We start from the raw sequence: 21,035 nt of genomic DNA, 5'->3' as shown, positions 1-21,035 counted from the left end.
CCAATGAAAAAAGCAGCCACATGGGGCTGCTTTTTCGATTTCTACATCAATTTTGAAATGAACATCGTGGCAATTCCAAAATAAATCAATAACGACAAAATATCATTGATCGTTGTAATGAGCGGTCCAGACGCAACCGCTGGATCGACTTTGAATTTACTCAAAATCAACGGGATGATGGTGCCTGCTAACGTTCCGATGATCAGTGTCGCGACGAGGGATGAGCCGACGACGAGTCCGAGCGTGAAGCTGCCTTGCCAAATATAGGCGATGACGGAAATAACCGCACCGCAGATGATTCCGAGCATAATACCGACAAGCAGCTCACGGAAAACGAGGCTAAGCGTCTTTTTCATCGTCAACTCCTCGGTGACAAGCCCCCGGACGACGACAGCCAATGACTGCGTTCCTGTATTTCCGGTCATCCCGGCAATCATCGGCATGAAAAATGCCAAGGCGACAACGGCTTCAAGTGTAGCTTCGAATTTAGCGATAATGCTGCCCGAGACGAGGCCGATGAATAATAGCAACACGAGCCAAGGTAGCCTTCTATACGCCGCTACGAACGGCCGCGTATGGAAGTCGATCTCTTTGCCAGACGCGAACAACATTTCAATATCCTCATTCGCTTCCCGCATGACGATATCCAGGACGTCATCAGCTGTAATGATACCGACTAGAATATCATCGTCATTCACAACCGGCACGGAAAAGAAATCATGCCGCCCGATCATTTTGGCGACATCACTTTGCTTCGTCGTTTCATGGACCTTTACGATTTCCGTAGTCATGACATTTGCAATGGCGTCATCGGGATTGCTCAGAAGCAGGTCTCGATACGACGCGACGCCGATCAATCTCTTTTCGTCATCAATGACATACACATAATTCAAGTAATCGGCAAAGTCCTTGAAATACTTCAATTTATTAACGGTCTTTTTCACCGTATAAGACTCATGAACCCATACGTATTGGCTGATCATCGCCCGTCCTGCTGACCTTTTCGGATACTTCATCTTTTTGCGAATGGATTTTTTCTCTTCATCCCTCATCTCTGCAATGAGCCGATCGACCTCTTTGCTCGGTAAATCGGACAGGAGATAGGCGAGGTCATCGCTCTTAAGGACTTCCAATAATTCCGTAGAACGGGCGGGTCCGATCTTTTTCAATACACGCAACTGTTCGTTGCGCGTCAAATACCTGAGCAGTGCTACCAGCTGATCCAAAGAGAGCCATTCTAAAAACAGGATTCGGCGCTTTCGCGGCAAACCGCGGTAATGCATCGATATTTCATAGGGAGTTAATTCACTTATGATTTTTAGGAAAGTATCTTTTTGCCCTTCCTTCAATACGTGGACAATTGCGCGTGAAACTTCTTCTTCGTCCCCTTGTAACGTCATGACTCCCTTCACCTCACTTTATATATAAATGAAAGCCTTGCTAACTTGTCTATTTCCCTATTTCTTCTTTACATAAACGGAAGAGAGATAGAACTTCTTGTGTTCTAGGCAATCGTAGATAAATTCACTCGAGTCAGTGACAACGGGTTTTCACCAGCCACTATTTTACTAACAACTAAACAATTCCGAAAAAAGATGTTTAGCACAGAATTGATAGGGAAAGAAAGTTAGTAAGCAAAAAAAGACGGCATCTTGTCGGGAAAAAGGGAGTTATTTACATGGGAAAATGGAAGACGCTATTATTCTTACTTATTGCAGCCACATTAGTGCTGGCGGCTTGCGGTAATGACAAAACCGAAGCAAATGATGACGGATATCGCCTTGTTGAAAAAGGCAAATTGACATATGCGGCAAGTGGTCTCTACAAGCCGTTTAACTTCGAGGAGAACGGGGAGTTGACAGGTTTTGATATGGAAATCGGAGCGGAAATCGCGGAGAGGATGGGCTTGGAGCCGAATCCGGTGACGAACCCGTTTGAAACGATCCTTCAAGGACTTGTCGCCAATAAATATGACGCCATCATCGGTTCGATGGCCTATACGAAAAAGCGTGCCGAGCAAGCTGCATTCACAGAACCTTACTATTACTCGGGTGGGATGATCTGGGTCGCAGAGGACAATAACGAAATCAAGTCACCAGAGGACTTGAAAGGGAAGAAGATCGGCGTCATTGCGCAATCGACATATGAAGAGCCGGCAAAGGAATTATCGGACAATCTCCAATACTATAGCAGCGATGTTGTTGCACTAAAAGATTTGACGGTCGAAGACCGATTGGATGCCGTCATTACGTCGGATATCGTCGGTTTCGAAGCGAAAGATAACGGATTTGCCATTAAAGAGGTCGGCACCCCGTTATGGGTCGAACAGCCCTCGGTCGCGGTGAAAAAGGATAATGAAGAGCTCCGTGACGCGATTGACAAAGCCCTGAAAGAAATGATCGATGACGGCACATATGAAGAAATATCGCAAAAGTGGTTCGGCCGGAATCTATTGGATATCGACTTGGAAAATGCAGAACTACTAGAATAAAAAAGATTTGTAATGGAAAGAGGGAGTGACCAGTGCCAGATTTATTAATAACGTTATCCGAAGTGTTCATGCGCACGTACGAAGGCTTCCTGAAAGCGGCACTAGTCACATTGAAAATAACTGCCATTGCCATTGTGTTAGGAACCGTATTCGGGATCATCTTTGCGTTAATGAAAATATCAAGATCAAAAATCTTGCAAACGATTGCAAACTTATATATTACGCTGATCCGCGGGACGCCGCTCATCGTACAGATCATGTTTTTGTACTATGGAATTACGTCGATCGTCGTCCTGTCGAATTTCTGGGCGGGGGCGATTGCACTCGGCGTCCATAACGGAGCATACATTGCGGAAATTTTTCGCGGAGCAATCCAAGGGGTTGACCGGGGACAGCGGGAGGCGAGCCTTGCGCTCGGTATGAATCGGACGCAAGCGATGCGCCGGATCATCTTTCCGCAAGCCTTGCGTCGGGCCATTCCACCGCTCGGTAACCAATTCATCATTACAATGAAAGATTCGTCCCTCGTTTACGTCATCGGGGTGACGGAACTGTTCGGCCTAGCGAACCGGGAAGCGGCGGCGACCTTCATGCCGTTCGAAACGTTCCTTGTCGTCGGTCTGTACTACCTCATTCTCGTCCTCATTTTCACATGGCTATTGAAGCTGTATGAGAACCGGCTGAATGTGGATGGATCTTAAGGAGGGAACGATATGATCAAAACAATGAATCTCCATAAATCATTCGGCGATCTCGAAGTATTGAAAGGAATCGATATTGATATAAATCCGGGCGAGGTCGTCGTACTCGTCGGAGTGAGTGGATCTGGTAAGAGCACGTTGCTTCGCTGCCTCAATTTCCTTGAAAAGGCGCAAGAAGGGGACATTTTGATCGACGGGCGGAAAATCGACCGGAAGAAGGACGACTTATCGAATGTCCGTGCAGAAGTGGGCATGGTGTTCCAGCACTTCAACCTGTTTCCGCATAAGACGGTGCTTGAAAACATTATGGAAGCGCCATTAATTGTAAAGAAGGCGGACAAGGAGAAGGCGAAGCAATTAGCGCTTGCCCTGTTGGACAAAGTTGGCCTGTCCGATAAGGCCGATGTGTATCCGAATAAATTATCGGGCGGACAGAAGCAGCGGGTCGCCATCGCGCGTGCGCTCGCAATGGAACCGAAAGCGCTATTATTCGACGAACCGACGTCTGCACTCGATCCGGAGCTCGTCGGCGAAGTGCTTGGGGTTATGCAAGACCTCGCAAATGACGGCATGACGATGGTCGTCGTCACACATGAAATGAAGTTCGCCAAAGAAGTAGCGGACCGAATCATCATGCTGGACGAAGGGCGCATCATTGAAGATGCCGACCCTGAGACATTCTTCAACCACTCCACGAACGAGCGGACAAAGCAGTTTTTAGAGATGGTGGATTTGTAAAAGAAGTTTCAGTTTAATAGCAAAGACAAAGCATCGCGGGTAGCCCTCGCGATGTTTTTTGTCTTTTTGTTGTAGAGACTTGAAGTTGCAAAAGAAAGGAATGAAGCTCATACTATTTTAATGTAATTAATTAATAGGGAGTCATAGAAATGAATACTATAGCAACACTAAACAAAATGTCACCTGCTTACGATCCGTGGGAAGCTTACTTGGACGTGCAGGAGCATGGCAAATTAACATTATCGAGCATTGAATTCACGACTACATATTTGTGCAATATGCGATGCGAGCATTGCGCGGTCGGCTATATGTTGCAGCATAAAGATCCGGATGCATTGCCGATCGACTTGCTTCTATCCCGACTCGACGAAATACCACACTTACGGACGATCAGCATTACAGGCGGAGAGCCGATGTTCTCCAAAAAGTCGATTGAACAATATGTTTTACCTTTATTAAAATATGCACATGAACGCGGAATTCGTACGCAAATGAATTCGAATTTGACGATGCCGCTTGAGCGTTATATGGGAATAGCTCCTTATTTGGATGTCCTGCATATTTCCCATAACTGGGGCACTGTCGATGATTTCGTGGACGGCGGATTCGCGAATATGGAAAGAAAGCCACCAAGGGAACGCCGCGCCGAGCAGTTCCAGCGGATGATCGACAATAGCCGGGCATTGGCGGAGGCTGGCGTCATGGTTTCTGCGGAGACGATGTTGAATAAACGAACTCTCCCGCATCTCGCTCATATTCATCGACAAATCGTCGAGGAGATGAAGTGCGCGAGACATGAAGTGCACCCGATGTACCCAAGTGACTTCGCTTCACAGCTTGAGGTGCTGTCTCTCGGCGAAACGAGAGAGGCGATCCATGAATTATTGGATATGCGGAATGAAGACGTATGGATGCTCTTCGGCACGTTGCCGTTCTATCCTTGCAGTCAAAATGAAGAAGATTTGAAGCTGTTGAAACGCATTTACAACAGCAAAAATGTATCGGTGCGAAACGACCCGGACGGCCGCTCCCGTCTGAACGTCAACATTTTCACAGGGGACGTCATCGTAACGGATTTCGGCGATACTCCTTCAATGGGCAACATCCAGCATGATTCGCTGCCCGAAATGCTCGACAGATGGCTGGAACGTCCGCTTGCAAAATCAATCGGATGCCATTGTCCAGCTGTAAAATGCTTGGGACCGAACCTTTTGGTGAAAGATGCGTATTATCCGGAGGAAGATTTCACTGTGAAACGGGCGAATATTGTAGAAGATTGAGGAAAAGGACTTCCAAGTAGAGGGAAGTCCTTTTCTTATGTCATGTCATAACTTTTTCATAATTACAACAACATATCGCATTCCTGTATACTCATAATGGAAGAGATTTCTTTAAATAGATATAGGGGGTGGCCATCATATTCATAGGATCCATTTTCTTAAATGTAATCTTACCCATTTTAATCCTAGTAGTCCTCGGTGCAGGTTTACAAAGGAAATTCACATTTAATCTAAGAGCAGTTTCGAACTTAATTACATATTGTCTCATGCCGGCAGCCGTTTTCATCAATCTTTACGAAACAGAGATCGATGTCCAGGTCCTGCTGGAAATCATCGGTTACCTAGTCGCCTTCAGTTTAATGATCATCATCGTCACAACGATATTGAGTAAATTATTGAAGCTAGACAGAGGGGAAGCTGCGATATTCAAAAACAGTATTTCGTTAATCAACTCCGGGAATTATGGAATACCGGTCAGTCAGCTACTATTCCACGCGAATCCCCTCGGCATCTCCATTCAAATTATCGTGATGGTCTTTCAAAACGTATTAACCTATACATATGGATTGTACAATTTGATATCCGCGACAAAGTCCGGGTTGGAAATCCTGAAGTCGCTATTGAAAATGCCCGTCATTCACGCGATGCTCCTCGGCAGCTTATTGAATTGGCTGCAAGTCCCGATTCCGAACTTCGTATGGTTACCAATCAGTCATCTGGCGGATGCATTTTTGGCGATCGCTCTTATTTTGTTGGGAGCGCAGCTCGCGCAAATTGAGTTGAAGACGATCGTTAATTGGACGATTGTTACGAGCAGTATCGGGAGGCTTGTCATCGGCCCAAGTGTTGCATTGCTCCTCATTTTTCTTTTCGGTCTAGATGGCATTGTTGCTCAATCATTATTCATTGCGAGTTCTTTCCCGACATCAAGAAACAGTTCGACACTTGCATTGGAATATGATGTACACCCGGATCTGGCAGCACAAACAGTCCTGTTCTCAACGGTGTTAAGTGCGATCACAGTAACGTTTGTCGTGTATTTATCAGGAATATTGTTTGTGTAGACGAAGGGGAATAGGAGGAATCCATCGAATCATAAACTAAAGGGTTATGATGCATTTAGGAAAAAGGGGAGATGCCGATGGGGTTCCATGTCGAGAATAAAGAGGTCGTCATTAAAAGCGATGTTTTATTGAAGGGAACACTGACGTTGCCTTCAAGTAGGGAAGGTAAGCTCCCAGCAATCCTGATACTTGCGGGATCGGGCAAACTGAACCGGGATGCCAACGCGGAAAAAGGGAAATTCCAGTTCAATATATACAAGGAACTGGCTGAGCACCTTTCGACCATTGGGTTTGCAACGCTTCGATATGACAAACGGGGCGTTGGAGAAAGCGAAGGGAACTTTGAAAAGACAGGGCTTTGGGACGCGGTGACGGATGCGGCAAATGCCCTTGGTTTTTTGGCGTCCCATCCTGACATCGATCCGCATCGGCTCATCGTAGTAGGCCATAGTGAGGGATGTATTGTCGGGACTGCATTATACGCGAAGAGGCCGTTTCATGGATTGGTTTTATTGTCCGGCGGTGGCGGGGGGTTGCGTGAAAGTCTGGATCTCCAAAGGCACCAATTATACTCCGAGTTGAAGCATGCGAAAGGTTTGCAAGGGTTCATCATCCGGAAATTCAATACGTTGGATAAAAGCGAAAAACAGGCACAAGCAACGTACCGGAAATTAACGACGTCAAATAAGGATGTCATCCGGATTGGCGGTTTATTTAAGATGCCCGCAAAATATTACCGCGAACATTTCGATTTTGATATTGTCGAGGGCTTACAACAAATCGCATGTCCTGTGTTGGCGATTAATGGCTCAAAGGATTTCCAATCAAGCGTTGAATTCGCGAAAAGGATTCCTGAAAACGTAAAAGGACCGTCGACATGCATCGTTGTCGAAAATATGGATCATGGATTGAAAGAACAGCTGACACCACTTTCCGCTTCTACATATAAGAAGGATTACATCAAGACGATCGGCAAACCGATCCATGCAGATGCAATCAAGTATCTTGATGCGTGGTTGCATGAGTGGAAGGAAGGGTCTTTCCAAGTTGCTGGGGAAAATTAAAGTGGGGATTTTCACTAGGTAAAAGGCCACGAAATGATAATAAACTTGTGAAAGTGACCGATAACACCCCACAGGTGACCGATAACTCCCCGGAAATGACCGATAAAATCAAAATGGTTCCACTGAAACAAGTTTGCGAGGACGGACCGATTGATACCAATGCCTGAACAAAATAAAAATTAGCAACAGATCAATTGCATCGCCACCATAATACATGAGCATGGCACCAATCCTCACCTGTTCTACCGGAACGCCTTCCGGTGGGTAGGCGTAGATAAATTTTGATAGGATGCCATGGCCGGCAAGCGCCATAATGAAGACGACAGTCCTGTACGTGTAACTGAAACGGTGGAAGACCGGGTCGATATAGAGCAAAGAAATTGTGAATAAATAGCCGGCTAGGAAGACATGGATATGAATGATGATATGGAGCAATAGGCTCGAATGCATCGCTGAATACAAATCGGTCGTATAGAGCAGCCATAACCCGCCGATGTTCAAGACAGAAGCGACGATCGGGTTTGTGTAGAAGCCTATGAAAGGGCTTTGCAGCAGACGGCTCAATTTTCTTGCTAACTGAACGTTGAGTGTGCGCAATACTAATGTCATCGGTGCAGCGAGTGCAATGAGAAGAGGGGCGAGCATGCCGAGCAGTAAATGCCCTACCATGTGAGCTGTGAAGTCCGCATGGGATAGACGGGCGAGTGGACCGACCAATGCAGCCGCGGCAAGAAATACACCTGCAACGAAAGAAGCTGTTCGTAGCAAAGGCCATTTGCGAAGGCGTCCCCGTCTGTTTGTAATGATTACAGCCCCGATATATAATCCGATTGCGAGAAGAGCAGAAATGCCAAAAAGCAAATCAGTCAACAAAAAATGAGCATCATGCATTGGCAAACGCTCCTTTCCCTTCACGCTGATCGCGTTTCGCGCTTGCAATCAATCCAATGCCGACTGCAATCATGATAGCAGCGGAAATATTCCACACAAGATCATACGGTAAAATATCGACATTGTACCGGATTTGGTGGATACGCATGATCTTATGCTGGATCGTGCCGTCGTAAAGCTGAAAAGCCCCGCCGCCAAGCAATTTTCCACCCCACCACATCTTATGCCAAAGAGCATCACGTCTCCGCAGATCAGCAACGAGGTACAACCCGCCAACGGTCGCAAACCAGCTGAATGCGTGAAACAGCCCATCCGATACGAGACCGACCGCGACAGTCGATTTATCGTAAAATTTATGCCAATGGAGAAGTTGATGGAACAATGTCTCATCAAGAAAAGCGACAAAACCTAACCCGAACAAAATGCCTGACCAAAGGTTGCGACGTGCAAATAATGCCCTATTATTCGAATGCGTCTGCCCGTTATGTATGGTAGTCATATTTATCTCCTTCATCTAATGAAATTGGTGTTTTCATAAGTATAGCCGCGAAGGAAGGATGGTAATCGCTATCTTTCATTCTCTTTGTATAGACATGGGGTATGTCTCCCTCTTCTTTTGTGAATGCTGAAAAGCAAATGACTTAGGAGGAGGAGAAATCATGTTGAAATTACAAACGGAGCTTGAAGGGCAAACCGCTTCTTTTGGAGTAGTGAGCGATTGTATTCGCGAGCTCGGCTATCACATAGGTGGAAACTGGGATTATGACCGAGGATGCTTTGACCATATTTTATGCCAAGAAGGCGGCGAAACAATTTATATCCGAATCCCTTTTTTCGTAACGCAAGGCGAGCTTGACGATTATGAAGCGTCCATTAAATTCGGAACCCCTTATATCATCAAGCATGTCGTACACGTAGGTCTCGATCGGGACGGTGATTCACTATTGGACGCGACAGGCTTCAGCCAATTCCAGCAACCAATTGATAAGGACGGAAAGATCATTAATAAAAACAGATGGATCCATGCAGGGGAAGTTGCCGTGAAGGACCTTTTAGACTGTATGTATGCACAGAATTTGTTGAAATCAAGTTGAAGCAAAGCAAAGCAAAACAATTCACCTCAAAGTTAATAGCGAGGTGGATTGTTTTTTTTATTTGCGTTAAATTCTATCTTTTCTGCCAATTAAATTTAAAGTATAGTACAATGGAGATAAATGGAAAGGGGGAGTTGGGGGTCATGATTTTATCTGTCAAAGATATTCACAAATCATACGGCAAGGAGCAAGTGCTGAAGGGGATTACGTTTGAGATCGAGGAGCCGCAAATCATTGCGCTTGTCGGTCCGAACGGATCGGGGAAGTCAACGTTACTGAACATCATAACGAATCTGTTGCCTGCGAATAAAGGGGATGTGACCGTTCTTGGGAAAAGCAATCGGGATCCGAATATTTTTCGGGAGATTTCATTCATGCAGGACAATACGGTGTTATACGAATATTTGACGGGGTACGATCATTTGCAGTTCATTTGCGATGTGCAAGGACTGTCAAAGAAGCAGTTATTGGACACGGCAGACCGGATTGGCATAACGAGTTATTTGAATAAGAAAGTGAAGAATTACTCGCTGGGGATGAAACAGCATTTGCTGCTTGCGATGGCCGTCGTGAACAAGCCAAGGCTTATGATTTTGGATGAACCGTTGAACGGGCTCGACCCAACGAGCGCAATACGAGTGCGCGAGTTGCTGCTAGCGTTGCGCGATGAAGGAACGGCGATATTATTATCCTCGCATAATTTAGCGGAAATCGACCGGGTGACGTCATCAATTTTATTTCTGAAGAAGGGGAATTTGATTCAGGAAAATATGGCGGAATTTGAGCAAGTTCGCTATCAGATTGCTGTAAACGATGTCGTGAAGGCGGAAAAGGCATTGGCAGCAGTGGGGATACCTGTCGAGGTAGTGGATGGCCGCTTGCATCTGTACCGGAAAGATGTAGGGCTTGACCGTGTGTTCTATTTGTTGGATCAAGAGCGGGTCGTCATTGATGATATCGAGAAAAAAGTGTTTGGATCGGAGGAACGGTATCGGAAAATCTTCACGGAGGCAAAGGCCGATGAGCTTGTTGAAGTTTGAGCTGAAGAAGATTTGGCGGCAAAAGAAGTTTGTTTGGTTATTGGTTATAGTGCTGCTGACCGTTGGATGGTTTTTTTATCAAAATAAAATCGAGCAGGATTTGATGTCGAAAGAGGCGGAGGAGAAAATACTTCAAGTTGTTCTCAAAGTCGACCAACTGTACGCGCAGCTCTTGCCATTGAACCGGGAGAATAAGCTGACAGAGGTGCAGGCGGAGCAATTCGATATCTTGAACAATATGGCGACGGTCACGTTTCAATGGAAGAGCGCCATCTACGGAAAGCGTTGGGATGAAATACCGCTGGTCGAGAATGAATTTTACTCGCTATTGGAAAAGTATGAGAACACTGGTGGTCTCTTTACTGCCTTAGAGGGCGTGGAAAGGGAAAAGGCTATCGATAAGAATGCTTATTTGGTAAAGCGTGATTTGCCATATGCCAATGAAACAGATCCGGTGTCCCCTGCCTTGCAAATGAGTGAGACAACTCCCATTTTGCTGGGACCGGCCGGACTTTTACTGCTATTACTCCTTTTCGGGAACGCATATACTTCGGAGAAGGAGCAGCAGACGTTATTGATGTTAAGGACGCAGTCTCTCCGCAGACGGGAGTTGTTGCTTGCGAAGTACGCGGGATTGCTAACCGTAACGTTTTTCTACTTGGTTTTCGTCGCGATCGGCGGATGGTTGATTCCGGTTATTTTCGGAGACACATTCAATGATTTGTTGTATCCGAAGTTTCTGGAAACAGGCGATTCATTCGCCATCATTCCCATATGGCAACATTTGGTGAATTTGACGACTCTATTTGTGGCAGCGGGGGCTGTCCTCTTTGCTGTGTTGCTTTTTATCGGTACGCAATTAAGAAGCTCTTTTTCAACGATTATGCTGACAGGCTTCCTTACAATGATCGGCGCTGTACTGACGGATGCACTGCCGATCATACAGACACCTTGGAACCCTTTCCAGCTCTTCCGTGCAGAGCGGTTTTTGACCGAAATGCCGACCGATCCGATATGGCTATATGCAGTAGCTGCGATTCTATGGAGCGGTTTATTGCTTGTAGCAACCATCTTCTTGCGTGAAGGCGAACGGGGTTTATTTAAAGCTGCCGAGGAACTGAAGCCGTACCATAAAGGTAAGATGACACATCTCCGCTCCGTTTTGAATAATAGTTTGTTTGAATGGCGGAAGTCGAAGCGGAGGGGGCTTGTCAGGCAGTCTTTAATCGTCTTATTCATTGCTGCTATTGTCGGCTATTTCTATTTCGCGGAACAAGCGAAGGAGAAGGAGACTGAGGCTCTCGAAAGGTTAGCGTCGATTGTAGAAGATGCGGAGAATGAGACGGGACTCATCAGTTACTTTATGGAAGCCATCGAAGAAATGGAGAAGCAGGTCGCAGAAGCAAATGCAAGGGGCGAAGACGGAGATTTCATATTTGGACATAATATTGAATACTTTAACGAGTATATAGATGCAGCCCGTGAAGAAGCTGCGCTTGCTGGACGAGCATTGGAGGCTTATGAAAATAAAGATTGGACCCCGTTATACGAATATCAGCTGTTCAATGACCATCGATATCTTGAAAGCTTGAAAGAGGCTAAAAAGCATAATTATGATCCACTCACCATTTTCGGCTATGAAACAGCGATTGCCCAAAAAGAGTGGATGAAAAAACATCATATCCAACCGGTATTTGCGGGCACCTATATTCCGAACATCCATGACCAATGGAAAGAGGAACATCGGAAGGAGAAGAAATGGAATGAGCAGGCGAACCGGAAAGTGGATCATAGCGGGTTATTTTCGCTCTTTATGTATTTCCGCGACTATTTGTACTTCATTCCGCTGATTTTATTCCTAATCCTCGTAGGTGCAGGCTTATCTGGTGAGCGAGGGAAGAGGCCGACGTTGCAGTTGCTTGAGACATTGCCGATCACGAAGCGTTCCCTTTTTCTTGGGAAAGTGCTATTTAGTTCCGTTGTAGCGATTGGGAGCGCAATCGGGATTTTCTTGTTCGCTGTACTGGTCGGGACGGTGTTCAATCGGTTTGGCGACTGGATGTATCCGGTGCTGCATTATCATAGCAGAAAAGAATTCCAATCGTTTGATTTTACAGGGCAGCGGGCATTCGAGGGCGGTTATCACTTTATGCCGCTTGGAGAGTATTTGTTGAAGTCCCTTTTGCTATATGTTTGTATCGCATTGTTCCTGCTTGCTTTGACGAATGTCCTGGGCCTCTTCATCCGCCAGCCGTTAGTCGTATATGCGCTCACAGGTTTGATCGGTGTTTCGGGATATTTGTTGAGCTGGAAATTGGATGATTTCGCTCAGTACTCGCCTTTCCTTTATGTAAACATACCAAAAATCGTGAACGGGGAGATCTTGACGCTGTTAAACAATCCTGCAATTAGTGTGTATATGGGCTGCGCTATGCTGCTAGGAGCTACGGTGTTTCTTTTGGGTGTAGCTTATCTAGGGTTGAGTTTTGAGAAGAGGTTTGTGAAGAAAGGCAGAGCGGTTACAGTAACTGCATGAACGTTTACAGCTAATATATAGACACGAAACATAGTGAATAAAAAAGAAGATGAACACTACATTTTGTAGAGATCCATCTTCTTTTTCGTTTGAAGAGGCGTTTGTCAACAGCCCATTGAGTTGTTCATTTTTGTTTGTACGCCTTAAATCTTGATGTTAATTGCCGCATTTTTCTTTAGCTTGTCAACGTGCTGATTAAGTTTTTCCTGCTGTTTTTGCTGATGTAGAGATTGTTCTATTTGTGGTTTTATTTCTTCAAGCTTTGGAACTTCTTGTCCAGCACTCTTTCCTTGTTCCGCATATTGATCATACATTTGTTGAATTTCTTCATCACTTATTTTGCTAGCCGGCACTTCTTTCTCAACGTACTGTTTAATTTTAATATCGTCAGCTATTTGAGTTTCGAGTGTTTTCATGTCCATGCCGAATTTTTCAAGAGTTGCTTTGAATTCTTTTTCCGTTTTAAACTGACTTTTTATTTCGTCCAGCTGCTTGTTAATAGCTGCCTCCGAAGCTTTATAGCTTTTTTTATCCGCCTCTTGAAGAAGAAGAGTTTGTCCGACTAAGCTGTCAATTGTTTGGTTTTTCACTTGCTCTGCAGCTTCTTTAGAAGTCGGATCTTGTCCCATTTGCTGCATTTGTCCTTGTATAGATGCTAAAGCGATATTATAGTCGCTTCCTAAAATCTCTTTATCATTCACTATGGCAACAGTTTTATCTTCATCTATTTGCTGTGCTTCTAAGTTCTTTTGCATTTCTTCCATTTGTTCTTGCTGTTCATTTTCCGCTGTTTTTGCTTTATTATTACCTGCTTCTGAACTTTCGTCATTTCCCCCGCATGCCACTAAAACAATGGCCAGTAGACCGGTGATTAATGTAAACATTATTTTTTTCATAATCGATCTCCTTCCTTAAGCTAGAAGTATAATCTTTCGTAAAAAATCATCTAGTGCGCATTATAGTGTTAATCCTACGAAAAAGAAACAGTATGCGCTCCTTTTTAATATTTATCACAGGATTGAAACATTCTGTAATGATCATGGATGCGTATAAAAAGGGCGATACATATTGTACTTGCACAATGTGTATCGCCCTTTATAATTTCCTGGTTTTTTCACCTTTTCGGCTCATAATCAAGCATCCGGTACATCTCTTTAAGTTCCTTTTCCGTCAAGTCGCGCCATTGTCCGATCGGTAAGTTGCCGAGTTGGATGTTCATGATGCGTGTGCGCTGGAGGCGTCTGACGTTGTAGCCGAGTGCCGAGCACATGCGTCGGATTTGGCGGTTCAGACCTTGTGTCAATGTGATGTTGAATTTGCAGGGGCCGAGTTGTTTCACTTTGCATGGTTTCGTGATTGTGTCGAGGATTTTGACACCGGATTCCATGTTTTTAATGAATTCTTTCGTAATTGGACGGTCAACGGTGACGATATATTCTTTTTCGTGTCCGTGTTCTTCGCGTAGGATTTCATTCACGATGTCGCCGTCATTCGTTAGAAGCAGCAAACCGTCGGAATCTTTGTCGAGCCGTCCGATATGGAAAATGCGGAGCGGGTGATTGACGAAATCGACGACATTCCCTTCGATATGGCGTTCGGTCGTGCTCGTGATGCCGACGGGTTTATTAAGGGCGATATAGACGAGTTGCTCCTCTGTTTTCACGGGTTTGCCGTCGACACGAACTTCATCTCCTGTTTCGACTCTGCTTCCGAGTTCAGCGGGCTGGCCATTGATTGTTACACGCCCATCTTCGATCCATTTGTCCGCGCCGCGCCTGGAAACGATGCCCGCTTCGCTTAAATATTTATTGATTCGCATTAGGTTCACCTTTTTTCGAGTTTCTTTCCACTATTGTACAGCTTGGGCCGCACGTTTACAAAATCGTGGGACTGTATATGTTATCGAAAGGTTGACAATTGACTGAATGCATAGTAAGGTTAAAACAACTTTTTTGTTCGGAGAGGGTAGAGGTGCCGGGAGCGGCGCCGCCCGAGAACAGATGAGTCGAGTTGAGAAGAGCATAGCTGAGAAATTGTTGAATAAGAGGAGTAGCAACGGAATCGCGATGTAGAGAGTCAGTGGATGGTGGAAACTGATTCGCGGCCGGTGTGAATGGACTTATGAGAGCCGTCTGGAGATTTTCGGATGGACGTCTTTCCCACGTTACGGGAAGTGCCTTATTTAGGCGCGCCGAGTGGAAGCTTTTGGCTTCAAATAGAGGTGGCAACGCGGGTAATCCGTCCTCTGCAACTGGACTTTTCTGTCCTTTTGCAGAGGGCTTTTTTGTTTTTTCACCAAACCTACTACAAACAAAATAGAGGAGAGCTGAGATGGAAAAGACGAGTTTGCGCATTACGGAAAAGAAAATTGAAGGGGATTCGCTGACGCCGATTCACATATTCAGACGCTTGCAAGGACGCCACCGGTTTTTATTGGAAAGCTCGTTGCAACATGAGTCGTCGGGGCGGTATTCGTTCATCGGCGTGGATCCGGTGAAGGCGTACCGTGGAGTGAATGGCCGGTTGGAAGAGTTTGTGTATGCGACGGGGAAATCGTATGTGCATGAAGGGAATTTATTCACACTCCTAAAAAGGTTGATGCCGCGAATTGCCGAGCATGGAAAATATCCGTTCATGGGCGGCGCCGTCGGGTATGTCGGATACGGCGCTGCAGGGGAATCGGCTGTTCAATCCAATGAAAAGCATGATGTGTATTTCAATATTTACGACACGGTCATCATCTTTGATCACCTCCTGAATGAAGTGACGTTGCTTCATACAGAGTTACGACCGGAGTACGCAATGCCTGACTTGGATGCGTTAGCAGAGCTAATTATGTCAGGAGCAGTTGAAGAGGAGAGAGGGGTGTCGGTTTCCGATTATCGATGCGGGATTTCACAGGAAGAATTTGAAGACCGGGTCAGGCAAGCGCAAAGGTTCATTGAAGAGGGCTCCGTTGAGCAAGTCGTCCTTTCGCGCAAGCTTGAAGCGGACATAGACGGCGACCCGTTCGCGCTCTATCGGAAGCTGCGCAAAAAGAATCCGTCGCCTTATATGTACTATATGGAGTTCGGCGATCATATCGTCATCGGGGCTTCCCCTGAAAGTCTCGTCAAGGTGACAGACGGCAAGGTCCTTACAAATCCGATAGCGGGCACGCGGAGAAGGGGACGAGACGCGGAAGAGGATCGGGTGTTGGAAAAAGAACTGCGTAACGATCCGAAAGAGCTTTCGGAGCATGACATGTTAGTTGACGTAAGCAAGAAAGAGATGGAAACCGTTTGTGATCCGTCGTCCGTCCGCGTTGCAACTTATATGGAAACCGTAAGATACGAGCATGTCATGCATCTCGTTTCGGAAGTGGAAGGGACACTTGCACATGAATTGCATGCACTCGATGCGTTGAAGGCGACGCTGCCGGCGGGAACGGTTACGGGATCGCCAAAAAAGGTTGCGATGGATGTCATTTCGAAGTTGGAAGACGAGCCGCGCGGGTTGTATGGAGGAGCGATCGGTTATATCGGATTGAACGGCAATATCGATTTTGCATTGACGATCCGGACGATGACAGTGCAAGACGGGATAGCAACCGTCCAAGCGGGAGCGGGAATTGTGAAGAATTCCGTGCCGGCATTGGAATATAAGGAGACAGTGAACAAAGCCCGTTCTTTATTAGATGCTTTGAAATAAAAGAAGAGACTAGAAGAGGAGAGATGAGCAGTGAAAAACTATACGAGAAAAGTAGAGGAAGGCCTTAACTTACGATATGAAGAGATGGAGGATGCGGCGAATCAAATGTTTTCGGATGAAGCGGACATAGAGGAAATCGCAGCGTTTCTTATCGCTTTATCCAAGAAAGGTGAGACGGCGACGGAAGTTGGGGCATTGGCTTCGGTCATGACATCGCATGCAGTAGGGCTGGACGTCCCAGAAGCCCGTTATTTGGACAATTGCGGGACGGGAGGCGACGGCTCTAACTCGTTTAACATTAGCACAACGTCGGCTTTCGTCCTTGCAGGCGCCGGAGTGAAAGTGGCGAAGCATGGCAACCGGAAAATTACAAGTGCGGCAGGGAGCCAAGACGCACTCGATGCGCTTGGCATCCATTGTAATTTTACGCCGGACGACATGGGCAGGATGCTTCGGGAGGAAGGGATTGCGTTTTTATTCGCACCAATCGTCCATCCGAAAATGAAAAAGATTGGGGAGGCGCGGCGGAAAATCGGGAAGCCGACGATCTTCAACCTCGTCGGACCGTTGACGAATCCGATTACGCTACAAACCCAGTTCACGGGCATCAACCGTCCTGATTTCATTATGGAATATGCGTCCGTCATGCGGATGCTCGGAAGGGATCGAGCGATTGTCGTGTCGGGAGCTGGTGGAATGGATGAAGCATCACTCGCCGGGCAAAATTCGTTCGTCTTGATGGATAAAGGCGACTTGATTCCGTTCTCATTGACCGCGGAAGACGTCGGGCTTGCATATGCCCCACATTCCGCAATCCGCGGTGGGTCGCCGGAGGAGAATGCCGCCATGATCCACTCCGTCCTGCAAGGCGAACGGGGACCCCGTTTTGATACGGTCGTGTTCAATGCTGGCCTAGGATTGTTTGCAAACGGCGTGGCGGATTCGATACAGGAAGGAATTGAACGGGCGACCGATAGCATCCTATCAGGCAATGCGCTTCAAAAACTTGAGGCGGTCGTCGAGTTCAGTGAAAAGATTGGGCAGGAGGCGATGGCGAGATGACGATATTAGAAAAGATTTTACAGACAAAACGGCTCGAAGTGAAGCAACTCTTAATGGAGGAACGTGTCGTTTCATGTGAAACAATGTCGAAAAGGCCTTCTCTTTTTAAAATTTTACGGCAGTCACATCGATTGGAAGTCATTTCGGAAATGAAACGCGCTTCGCCTTCGAAGGGAATGATAGCCGGGAATACGGATCCGGTCGTGCAGGCAAAGGCGTATGAGCAAGCAGGGGCGGCGTGCATCTCGGTGTTGACGGATTCAACCTTTTTTAAAGGTTCCTTTGACGACTTGGCCGCGGTAGCTGAAGCTGTCCGAACACCGCTGCTCTGTAAGGATTTCATCATTCATGAAGTGCAGATCGACCGTGCAAAACAAGCAGGTGCATCCGTCATCTTGCTCATCGTGGCGGCGCTCGATGATGCATCGCTCGAAAGGCTTCACATCTATGCGACGGATCAAGGGCTCGAAGTGCTCGTGGAAGTCCATGATGCAAATGAATTGAACCGTGCATTAGCGGTGGATGCAAAACTGATTGGCGTCAATAACCGTGATCTACGGACGTTCGAAGTGGATATCGCAAGGACGGAAGAGGTTGCAATGCATTTTCCGTTTAATGAAGACCGCGTGTTCATTAGTGAAAGCGGCATTATGGATGAGGAAGATGCTAGTCGGGCAGCGGCTGCGGGGGCGAGCGCAATATTAGTCGGCGAGTCGCTTATGCGGAGTGCTTCTGTTGAAGACTCGCTCCGTTCGCTTCAAGTTCCGAAGGCGGGTGTTCCACTATGACGAAAGTGAAGATTTGTGGGTTGATGGAGCCGAAGCATGTGCAAGCTGCGGTGGAAGCGGGGGCGGATGCGGTCGGATTCGTATTTGCACCGAGCAGACGCCGTGTCGCGATTGCGGAAGCGAAGGAGCTGGCGCAATTCGTACCGGATCACGTCATGAAGATCGGCGTCTTCGTCAATGCGGAGCGGGAAGAACTGGAGCATGCCTTCCGGGAAGTGCCGCTCGATTATATCCAATATCACGGCGGGGAGTCGTCCACGTTCATTGAAAGAGTCGGACTTCCTTCTATTAAAGTGTTATCAGTACACGGTAGTGAAGATGTTGAAAAGGTGCATGGTTACCAGACAGAGTATGTCTTATTCGATACGCCAGGCGTAGAGTTCAGCGGAGGAAGCGGGAAGATATTTGACTGGGGCTTATTAGATAGAGATGTTCCGAGAGATCGGGTCATTTTGGCGGGCGGGCTTCATGCGCAGAACGTCAAGGAGGCCATCCGGCAAGTGCGACCGTTCATGGTGGATGTGTCGAGCGGCGTGGAGATCGATCGTAGAAAAGATGAGACGTTGATTCGCGAGTTTATTCGTGCGGTGAAAGAGGAGGAGAGCTAAGATGGCGACAGAGATGAGAAAAGGACGATATGGGAAGTTCGGCGGGCAATATGTGCCGGAGACGTTGATGTCTGCACTCATTGACTTGGAGAAGGCGTATGAGGAGGCGAAGGCCGATTCGACATTTTCCGAGGAATTAAATCATTATTTGCAGGATTTTGTCGGCAGGGAGAACCCGCTCTATTTTGCGAAGCGTTTGACGGAGAAAGTCGGAGGCGCAAAAATCTTCTTGAAGCGGGAAGATTTGAATCATACGGGTGCCCATAAAATCAATAATTCGCTCGGGCAGGCGCTGCTTGCGATGCGGATGGGGAAAAAGAAAATCGTGGCAGAAACGGGTGCCGGGCAACATGGTGTAGCGACTGCGACGGCTTGTGCATTATTCGGGTTGGAGTGCATCGTCTTCATGGGCAAGGAGGACATCCGCCGTCAGGAGCTGAATGTGTTCCGGATGGAGCTGCTCGGCGCGAAGGTCGTGTCGGTCGACAAAGGGTCGGGAACGTTGAAGGATGCCGTCAATGAAGCATTACGTTATTGGGTCGCGAATGTTGAGGATACGCATTATATATTAGGTTCAGCCCTCGGTCCACATCCATTCCCGGAAATCGTACGTGATTTCCAGCGGGTGATCGGCGTGGAGACGAGACGGCAAATTATCGAAAAGGAAGGCCGATTGCCGGACGCGGTTGTTGCGTGCATTGGAGGAGGCAGCAATGCGATTGGCATGTTCCACCCGTTTGTCGAAGATGAGGGAGTTGCGCTGTACGGTGTTGAAGCGGCAGGAAGCGGCATTGCGACAGGGCTTCATGCGGCTGCCATTGCGGACGGGAAGGAAGGCGTCCTACATGGGGCGTATATGTATGTGCTGCAGGACGAAAACGGTTTTATCCAGGAAGCGCATTCGATTTCCGCAGGACTCGATTACCCGGCGGTAGGACCTGAGCATTGCCATTTGCATGACATTGGCAGAGTGAAGTATTCGGCTGTGACGGATGCGGAAGCTTTGGAAGGGCTGCAAGTTTTGTCGAGGACGGAAGGGATCATCCCCGCTCTCGAGAGCGCCCATGCGATCCAGTTTGCGACGGGGCTGGCAAAAGGAATGTGTAAGGATGAAATTGTCGTCGTCTGTTTGTCGGGACGGGGAGATAAAGATATGCAAACGGTTCGTGAAGCGCTTGGAGGTGGGTTGAAATGAAAACGTTAGAGAGAAGGATCCGAACATGTATCGCTAATGGTGAAAAGGCGTTTGTGCCATATATATTGGCAGGCGACGGAGGTTTAGCGACATTGAAGGAGAAGCTCCTCTTTTTGCAAGAGGCCGGCGTGACGGCGATTGAGGTCGGCATTCCGTTTTCCGACCCGGTGGCGGATGGGGAGGCGATCCAACAGGCGGGAGCTCGGGCGCTTACAGAAGGTGTGACTCTCCGGAAAGTATTGGAGGAACTTGAGCGATGCAAAGGGGAAGTGGCGGTTCCTTTAGTTGTCATGACGTATTTGAATCCAGTCTTGGCGTTCGGTATGCCACAATTTGTCGAAGTGTGCGAAAAAGCAGGGGTCAGTGGATTGATTATCCCGGATTTGCCGCTTGAGGAGAGCGGCCCGTTTCGAGAAGAACTGAAAGGGAAGGATATCGCGTGGATCCCCCTCGTGTCGTTGACAAGTCCAGATGAACGAATTGCAAAGATAGCGGAGAGCGCTGAAGGTTTTTTATATGCGGTGACCGTTAATGGAATTACGGGAAAACGGAATGACTTTAGCGAGGAACTCTATTCCCATCTACAACGTGTTAAGCAGATCAGTACTGTGCCGGTACTGGCGGGATTCGGCATCTCAACGCGAGAGCAAGTAAAGGAAATGTGCAATCATACGGATGGCGTCATCGTCGGAAGCGCGATTGTCGAAGCCTTACACCGAAATGAGCTGGAAGAAATCCGTGAATTGATACAGTCCAGAGTGAGGAAAGTTGAAATTGTCAATTTACATTGAAA

Annotated in this window: 20 protein-coding genes and 1 other annotated feature; of the genes, 15 read left to right on the top strand and 5 right to left on the bottom strand. The window is 47.1% G+C overall.

Translation table 11 applies throughout. From position 1 onward, the window contains the following. Positions 1-41 precede the first annotated feature (41 nt). Positions 42-1,400 (bottom strand): magnesium transporter, encoded by a 1,359-nt coding sequence (gene mgtE, locus NIT04_RS17955; protein ID WP_252504867.1) that lies wholly within the window; start codon positions 1,398-1,400, stop codon positions 42-44. A 278-nt stretch (positions 1,401-1,678) separates the two neighbouring features. On the opposite strand from mgtE, the gene NIT04_RS17950 reads away from it, so the two are divergent. From NIT04_RS17950 to NIT04_RS17925, 6 genes are all read left to right on the top strand, one after another. Continuing rightward, the gene (locus NIT04_RS17950; RefSeq protein WP_252504866.1) at positions 1,679-2,491 is read left to right on the top strand and encodes a transporter substrate-binding domain-containing protein; all 813 of its coding nucleotides are present in this window, start codon (positions 1,679-1,681) and stop codon (positions 2,489-2,491) included. A 68-nt stretch (positions 2,492-2,559) separates the two neighbouring features. After that, positions 2,560-3,192 (top strand): amino acid ABC transporter permease, encoded by a 633-nt coding sequence (locus NIT04_RS17945; protein WP_371922592.1) that lies wholly within the window; start codon positions 2,560-2,562, stop codon positions 3,190-3,192. Between the two features lie 12 nt (positions 3,193-3,204). Then, positions 3,205-3,930 (top strand): amino acid ABC transporter ATP-binding protein, encoded by a 726-nt coding sequence (locus NIT04_RS17940; protein ID WP_252504864.1) that lies wholly within the window; start codon positions 3,205-3,207, stop codon positions 3,928-3,930. Between the two features lie 149 nt (positions 3,931-4,079). Next, positions 4,080-5,210, top strand: a complete 1,131-nt coding sequence (gene yfkAB / locus NIT04_RS17935) for a radical SAM/CxCxxxxC motif protein YfkAB (RefSeq protein ID WP_252504863.1) — start codon at positions 4,080-4,082, stop codon at positions 5,208-5,210. A 134-nt stretch (positions 5,211-5,344) separates the two neighbouring features. Further along, positions 5,345-6,274 (top strand): AEC family transporter, encoded by a 930-nt coding sequence (locus tag NIT04_RS17930; RefSeq protein WP_252505149.1) that lies wholly within the window; start codon positions 5,345-5,347, stop codon positions 6,272-6,274. A 77-nt stretch (positions 6,275-6,351) separates the two neighbouring features. Continuing rightward, positions 6,352-7,338, top strand: a complete 987-nt coding sequence (locus NIT04_RS17925; protein WP_252504862.1) for an alpha/beta hydrolase — start codon at positions 6,352-6,354, stop codon at positions 7,336-7,338. 108 nt (positions 7,339-7,446) lie between these two features. Here the strand turns inward: NIT04_RS17925 and NIT04_RS17920 are convergent, their stop codons facing one another. Together NIT04_RS17920 and NIT04_RS17915 are read right to left on the bottom strand one after the other, a co-directional pair. Then, entirely contained in the window at positions 7,447-8,229 is a 783-nt protein-coding gene (locus NIT04_RS17920; protein ID WP_252504861.1) for a cytochrome c oxidase assembly protein, read from the bottom strand. Further along, positions 8,222-8,728 carry a DUF2243 domain-containing protein gene (locus NIT04_RS17915; protein ID WP_252504860.1) on the bottom strand — a complete coding sequence of 169 codons (507 nt, stop codon included), beginning with the start codon at positions 8,726-8,728 and terminating at the stop codon, positions 8,222-8,224. Before NIT04_RS17915 ends, NIT04_RS17920 begins: the two co-directional genes overlap by 8 nt. A 160-nt stretch (positions 8,729-8,888) precedes the next feature. Here NIT04_RS17915 and NIT04_RS17910 point away from each other — a divergent pair, with 160 nt between their 5' ends. From NIT04_RS17910 to NIT04_RS17900, 3 genes are all read left to right on the top strand, one after another. Then, a complete protein-coding gene (locus NIT04_RS17910; RefSeq protein ID WP_252504859.1) occupies positions 8,889-9,323 on the top strand; it encodes a YugN family protein in 435 nt (144 codons plus the stop codon). 143 nt (positions 9,324-9,466) lie between these two features. Next, complete coding sequence (locus tag NIT04_RS17905; protein WP_252504858.1) at positions 9,467-10,363, top strand: ABC transporter ATP-binding protein; 897 nt, start codon at positions 9,467-9,469, stop codon at positions 10,361-10,363. Next, positions 10,344-12,899 (top strand): ABC transporter permease subunit, encoded by a 2,556-nt coding sequence (locus tag NIT04_RS17900; RefSeq protein ID WP_252504857.1) that lies wholly within the window; start codon positions 10,344-10,346, stop codon positions 12,897-12,899. The genes NIT04_RS17905 and NIT04_RS17900 overlap by 20 nt, the downstream gene beginning before the upstream one ends. A gap of 143 nt (positions 12,900-13,042) precedes the next feature. Here the strand turns inward: NIT04_RS17900 and NIT04_RS17895 are convergent, their stop codons facing one another. Beyond that, positions 13,043-13,795: a SurA N-terminal domain-containing protein gene (locus NIT04_RS17895; protein ID WP_252504856.1), complete on the bottom strand. Its 753-nt coding sequence runs from the start codon at positions 13,793-13,795 to the stop codon at positions 13,043-13,045. A gap of 218 nt (positions 13,796-14,013) precedes the next feature. Next, positions 14,014-14,718, bottom strand: coding sequence for a 23S rRNA pseudouridine(2604) synthase RluF (rluF, locus tag NIT04_RS17890; protein WP_252504855.1), 705 nt, complete (start codon positions 14,716-14,718; stop codon positions 14,014-14,016). A 208-nt stretch (positions 14,719-14,926) separates the two neighbouring features. Next, positions 14,927-15,148, top strand: a binding site (T-box leader). A gap of 82 nt (positions 15,149-15,230) precedes the next feature. Between rluF and NIT04_RS17885 the strand changes: the two genes are divergently transcribed. The 6 genes from NIT04_RS17885 to trpA are packed head-to-tail and all read left to right on the top strand — an operon-like array spanning position 15,231 to position 21,033. Next, on the top strand, positions 15,231-16,589 hold the full coding sequence (locus NIT04_RS17885; RefSeq protein WP_252504854.1) for an anthranilate synthase component I family protein: 1,359 nt from the start codon (positions 15,231-15,233) through the stop codon (positions 16,587-16,589). Positions 16,590-16,619: 30 nt separating this feature from the next. After that, entirely contained in the window at positions 16,620-17,651 is a 1,032-nt protein-coding gene (gene trpD, locus NIT04_RS17880; RefSeq protein ID WP_252504853.1) for an anthranilate phosphoribosyltransferase, read from the top strand. Beyond that, a complete protein-coding gene (gene trpC, locus NIT04_RS17875) occupies positions 17,648-18,439 on the top strand; it encodes an indole-3-glycerol phosphate synthase TrpC (protein ID WP_252504852.1) in 792 nt (263 codons plus the stop codon). The genes trpD and trpC overlap by 4 nt, the downstream gene beginning before the upstream one ends. After that, positions 18,436-19,047 (top strand): phosphoribosylanthranilate isomerase, encoded by a 612-nt coding sequence (locus NIT04_RS17870; RefSeq protein ID WP_252504851.1) that lies wholly within the window; start codon positions 18,436-18,438, stop codon positions 19,045-19,047. Before trpC ends, NIT04_RS17870 begins: the two co-directional genes overlap by 4 nt. A gap of 1 nt (position 19,048) precedes the next feature. After that, positions 19,049-20,242 carry a tryptophan synthase subunit beta gene (gene trpB, locus NIT04_RS17865; protein WP_252504850.1) on the top strand — a complete coding sequence of 398 codons (1,194 nt, stop codon included), beginning with the start codon at positions 19,049-19,051 and terminating at the stop codon, positions 20,240-20,242. Then, positions 20,239-21,033 (top strand): tryptophan synthase subunit alpha, encoded by a 795-nt coding sequence (gene trpA / locus NIT04_RS17860; protein WP_252504849.1) that lies wholly within the window; start codon positions 20,239-20,241, stop codon positions 21,031-21,033. The genes trpB and trpA overlap by 4 nt, the downstream gene beginning before the upstream one ends. Positions 21,034-21,035: the final 2 nt, after the last annotated feature.

This window comes from Sporosarcina sp. Marseille-Q4943 (assembly GCF_943736995.1).
GTDB lineage: Bacteria > Bacillota > Bacilli > Bacillales_A > Planococcaceae > Sporosarcina.
Note: the sequence above shows the minus strand (reverse complement) of the source record. Positions and strands in the feature narration are given on the sequence as shown.

Excerpts from the sequence above, each read along its gene's own strand:
- mgtE (WP_252504867.1), bottom strand. The coding sequence starts at position 1,400 with ATGACGTTACAAGGGGACGAAGAAGAAGTTTCACGCGCAATTGTCCAC.
- NIT04_RS17950 (WP_252504866.1), top strand. The coding sequence starts at position 1,679 with ATGGGAAAATGGAAGACGCTATTATTCTTACTTATTGCAGCCACATTA.
- NIT04_RS17945 (WP_371922592.1), top strand. The coding sequence starts at position 2,560 with ATGCGCACGTACGAAGGCTTCCTGAAAGCGGCACTAGTCACATTGAAA.
- NIT04_RS17940 (WP_252504864.1), top strand. The coding sequence starts at position 3,205 with ATGATCAAAACAATGAATCTCCATAAATCATTCGGCGATCTCGAAGTA.
- yfkAB (WP_252504863.1), top strand. The coding sequence starts at position 4,080 with ATGAATACTATAGCAACACTAAACAAAATGTCACCTGCTTACGATCCG.
- NIT04_RS17925 (WP_252504862.1), top strand. The coding sequence starts at position 6,352 with ATGGGGTTCCATGTCGAGAATAAAGAGGTCGTCATTAAAAGCGATGTT.
- NIT04_RS17920 (WP_252504861.1), bottom strand. The coding sequence starts at position 8,229 with ATGCATGATGCTCATTTTTTGTTGACTGATTTGCTTTTTGGCATTTCT.
- NIT04_RS17915 (WP_252504860.1), bottom strand. The coding sequence starts at position 8,728 with ATGACTACCATACATAACGGGCAGACGCATTCGAATAATAGGGCATTA.
- NIT04_RS17910 (WP_252504859.1), top strand. The coding sequence starts at position 8,889 with ATGTTGAAATTACAAACGGAGCTTGAAGGGCAAACCGCTTCTTTTGGA.
- NIT04_RS17905 (WP_252504858.1), top strand. The coding sequence starts at position 9,467 with ATGATTTTATCTGTCAAAGATATTCACAAATCATACGGCAAGGAGCAA.
- NIT04_RS17900 (WP_252504857.1), top strand. The coding sequence starts at position 10,344 with ATGAGCTTGTTGAAGTTTGAGCTGAAGAAGATTTGGCGGCAAAAGAAG.
- NIT04_RS17895 (WP_252504856.1), bottom strand. The coding sequence starts at position 13,795 with ATGAAAAAAATAATGTTTACATTAATCACCGGTCTACTGGCCATTGTT.
- rluF (WP_252504855.1), bottom strand. The coding sequence starts at position 14,718 with ATGCGAATCAATAAATATTTAAGCGAAGCGGGCATCGTTTCCAGGCGC.
- NIT04_RS17885 (WP_252504854.1), top strand. The coding sequence starts at position 15,231 with ATGGAAAAGACGAGTTTGCGCATTACGGAAAAGAAAATTGAAGGGGAT.
- trpC (WP_252504852.1), top strand. The coding sequence starts at position 17,648 with ATGACGATATTAGAAAAGATTTTACAGACAAAACGGCTCGAAGTGAAG.
- NIT04_RS17870 (WP_252504851.1), top strand. The coding sequence starts at position 18,436 with ATGACGAAAGTGAAGATTTGTGGGTTGATGGAGCCGAAGCATGTGCAA.
- trpB (WP_252504850.1), top strand. The coding sequence starts at position 19,049 with ATGGCGACAGAGATGAGAAAAGGACGATATGGGAAGTTCGGCGGGCAA.
- trpA (WP_252504849.1), top strand. The coding sequence starts at position 20,239 with ATGAAAACGTTAGAGAGAAGGATCCGAACATGTATCGCTAATGGTGAA.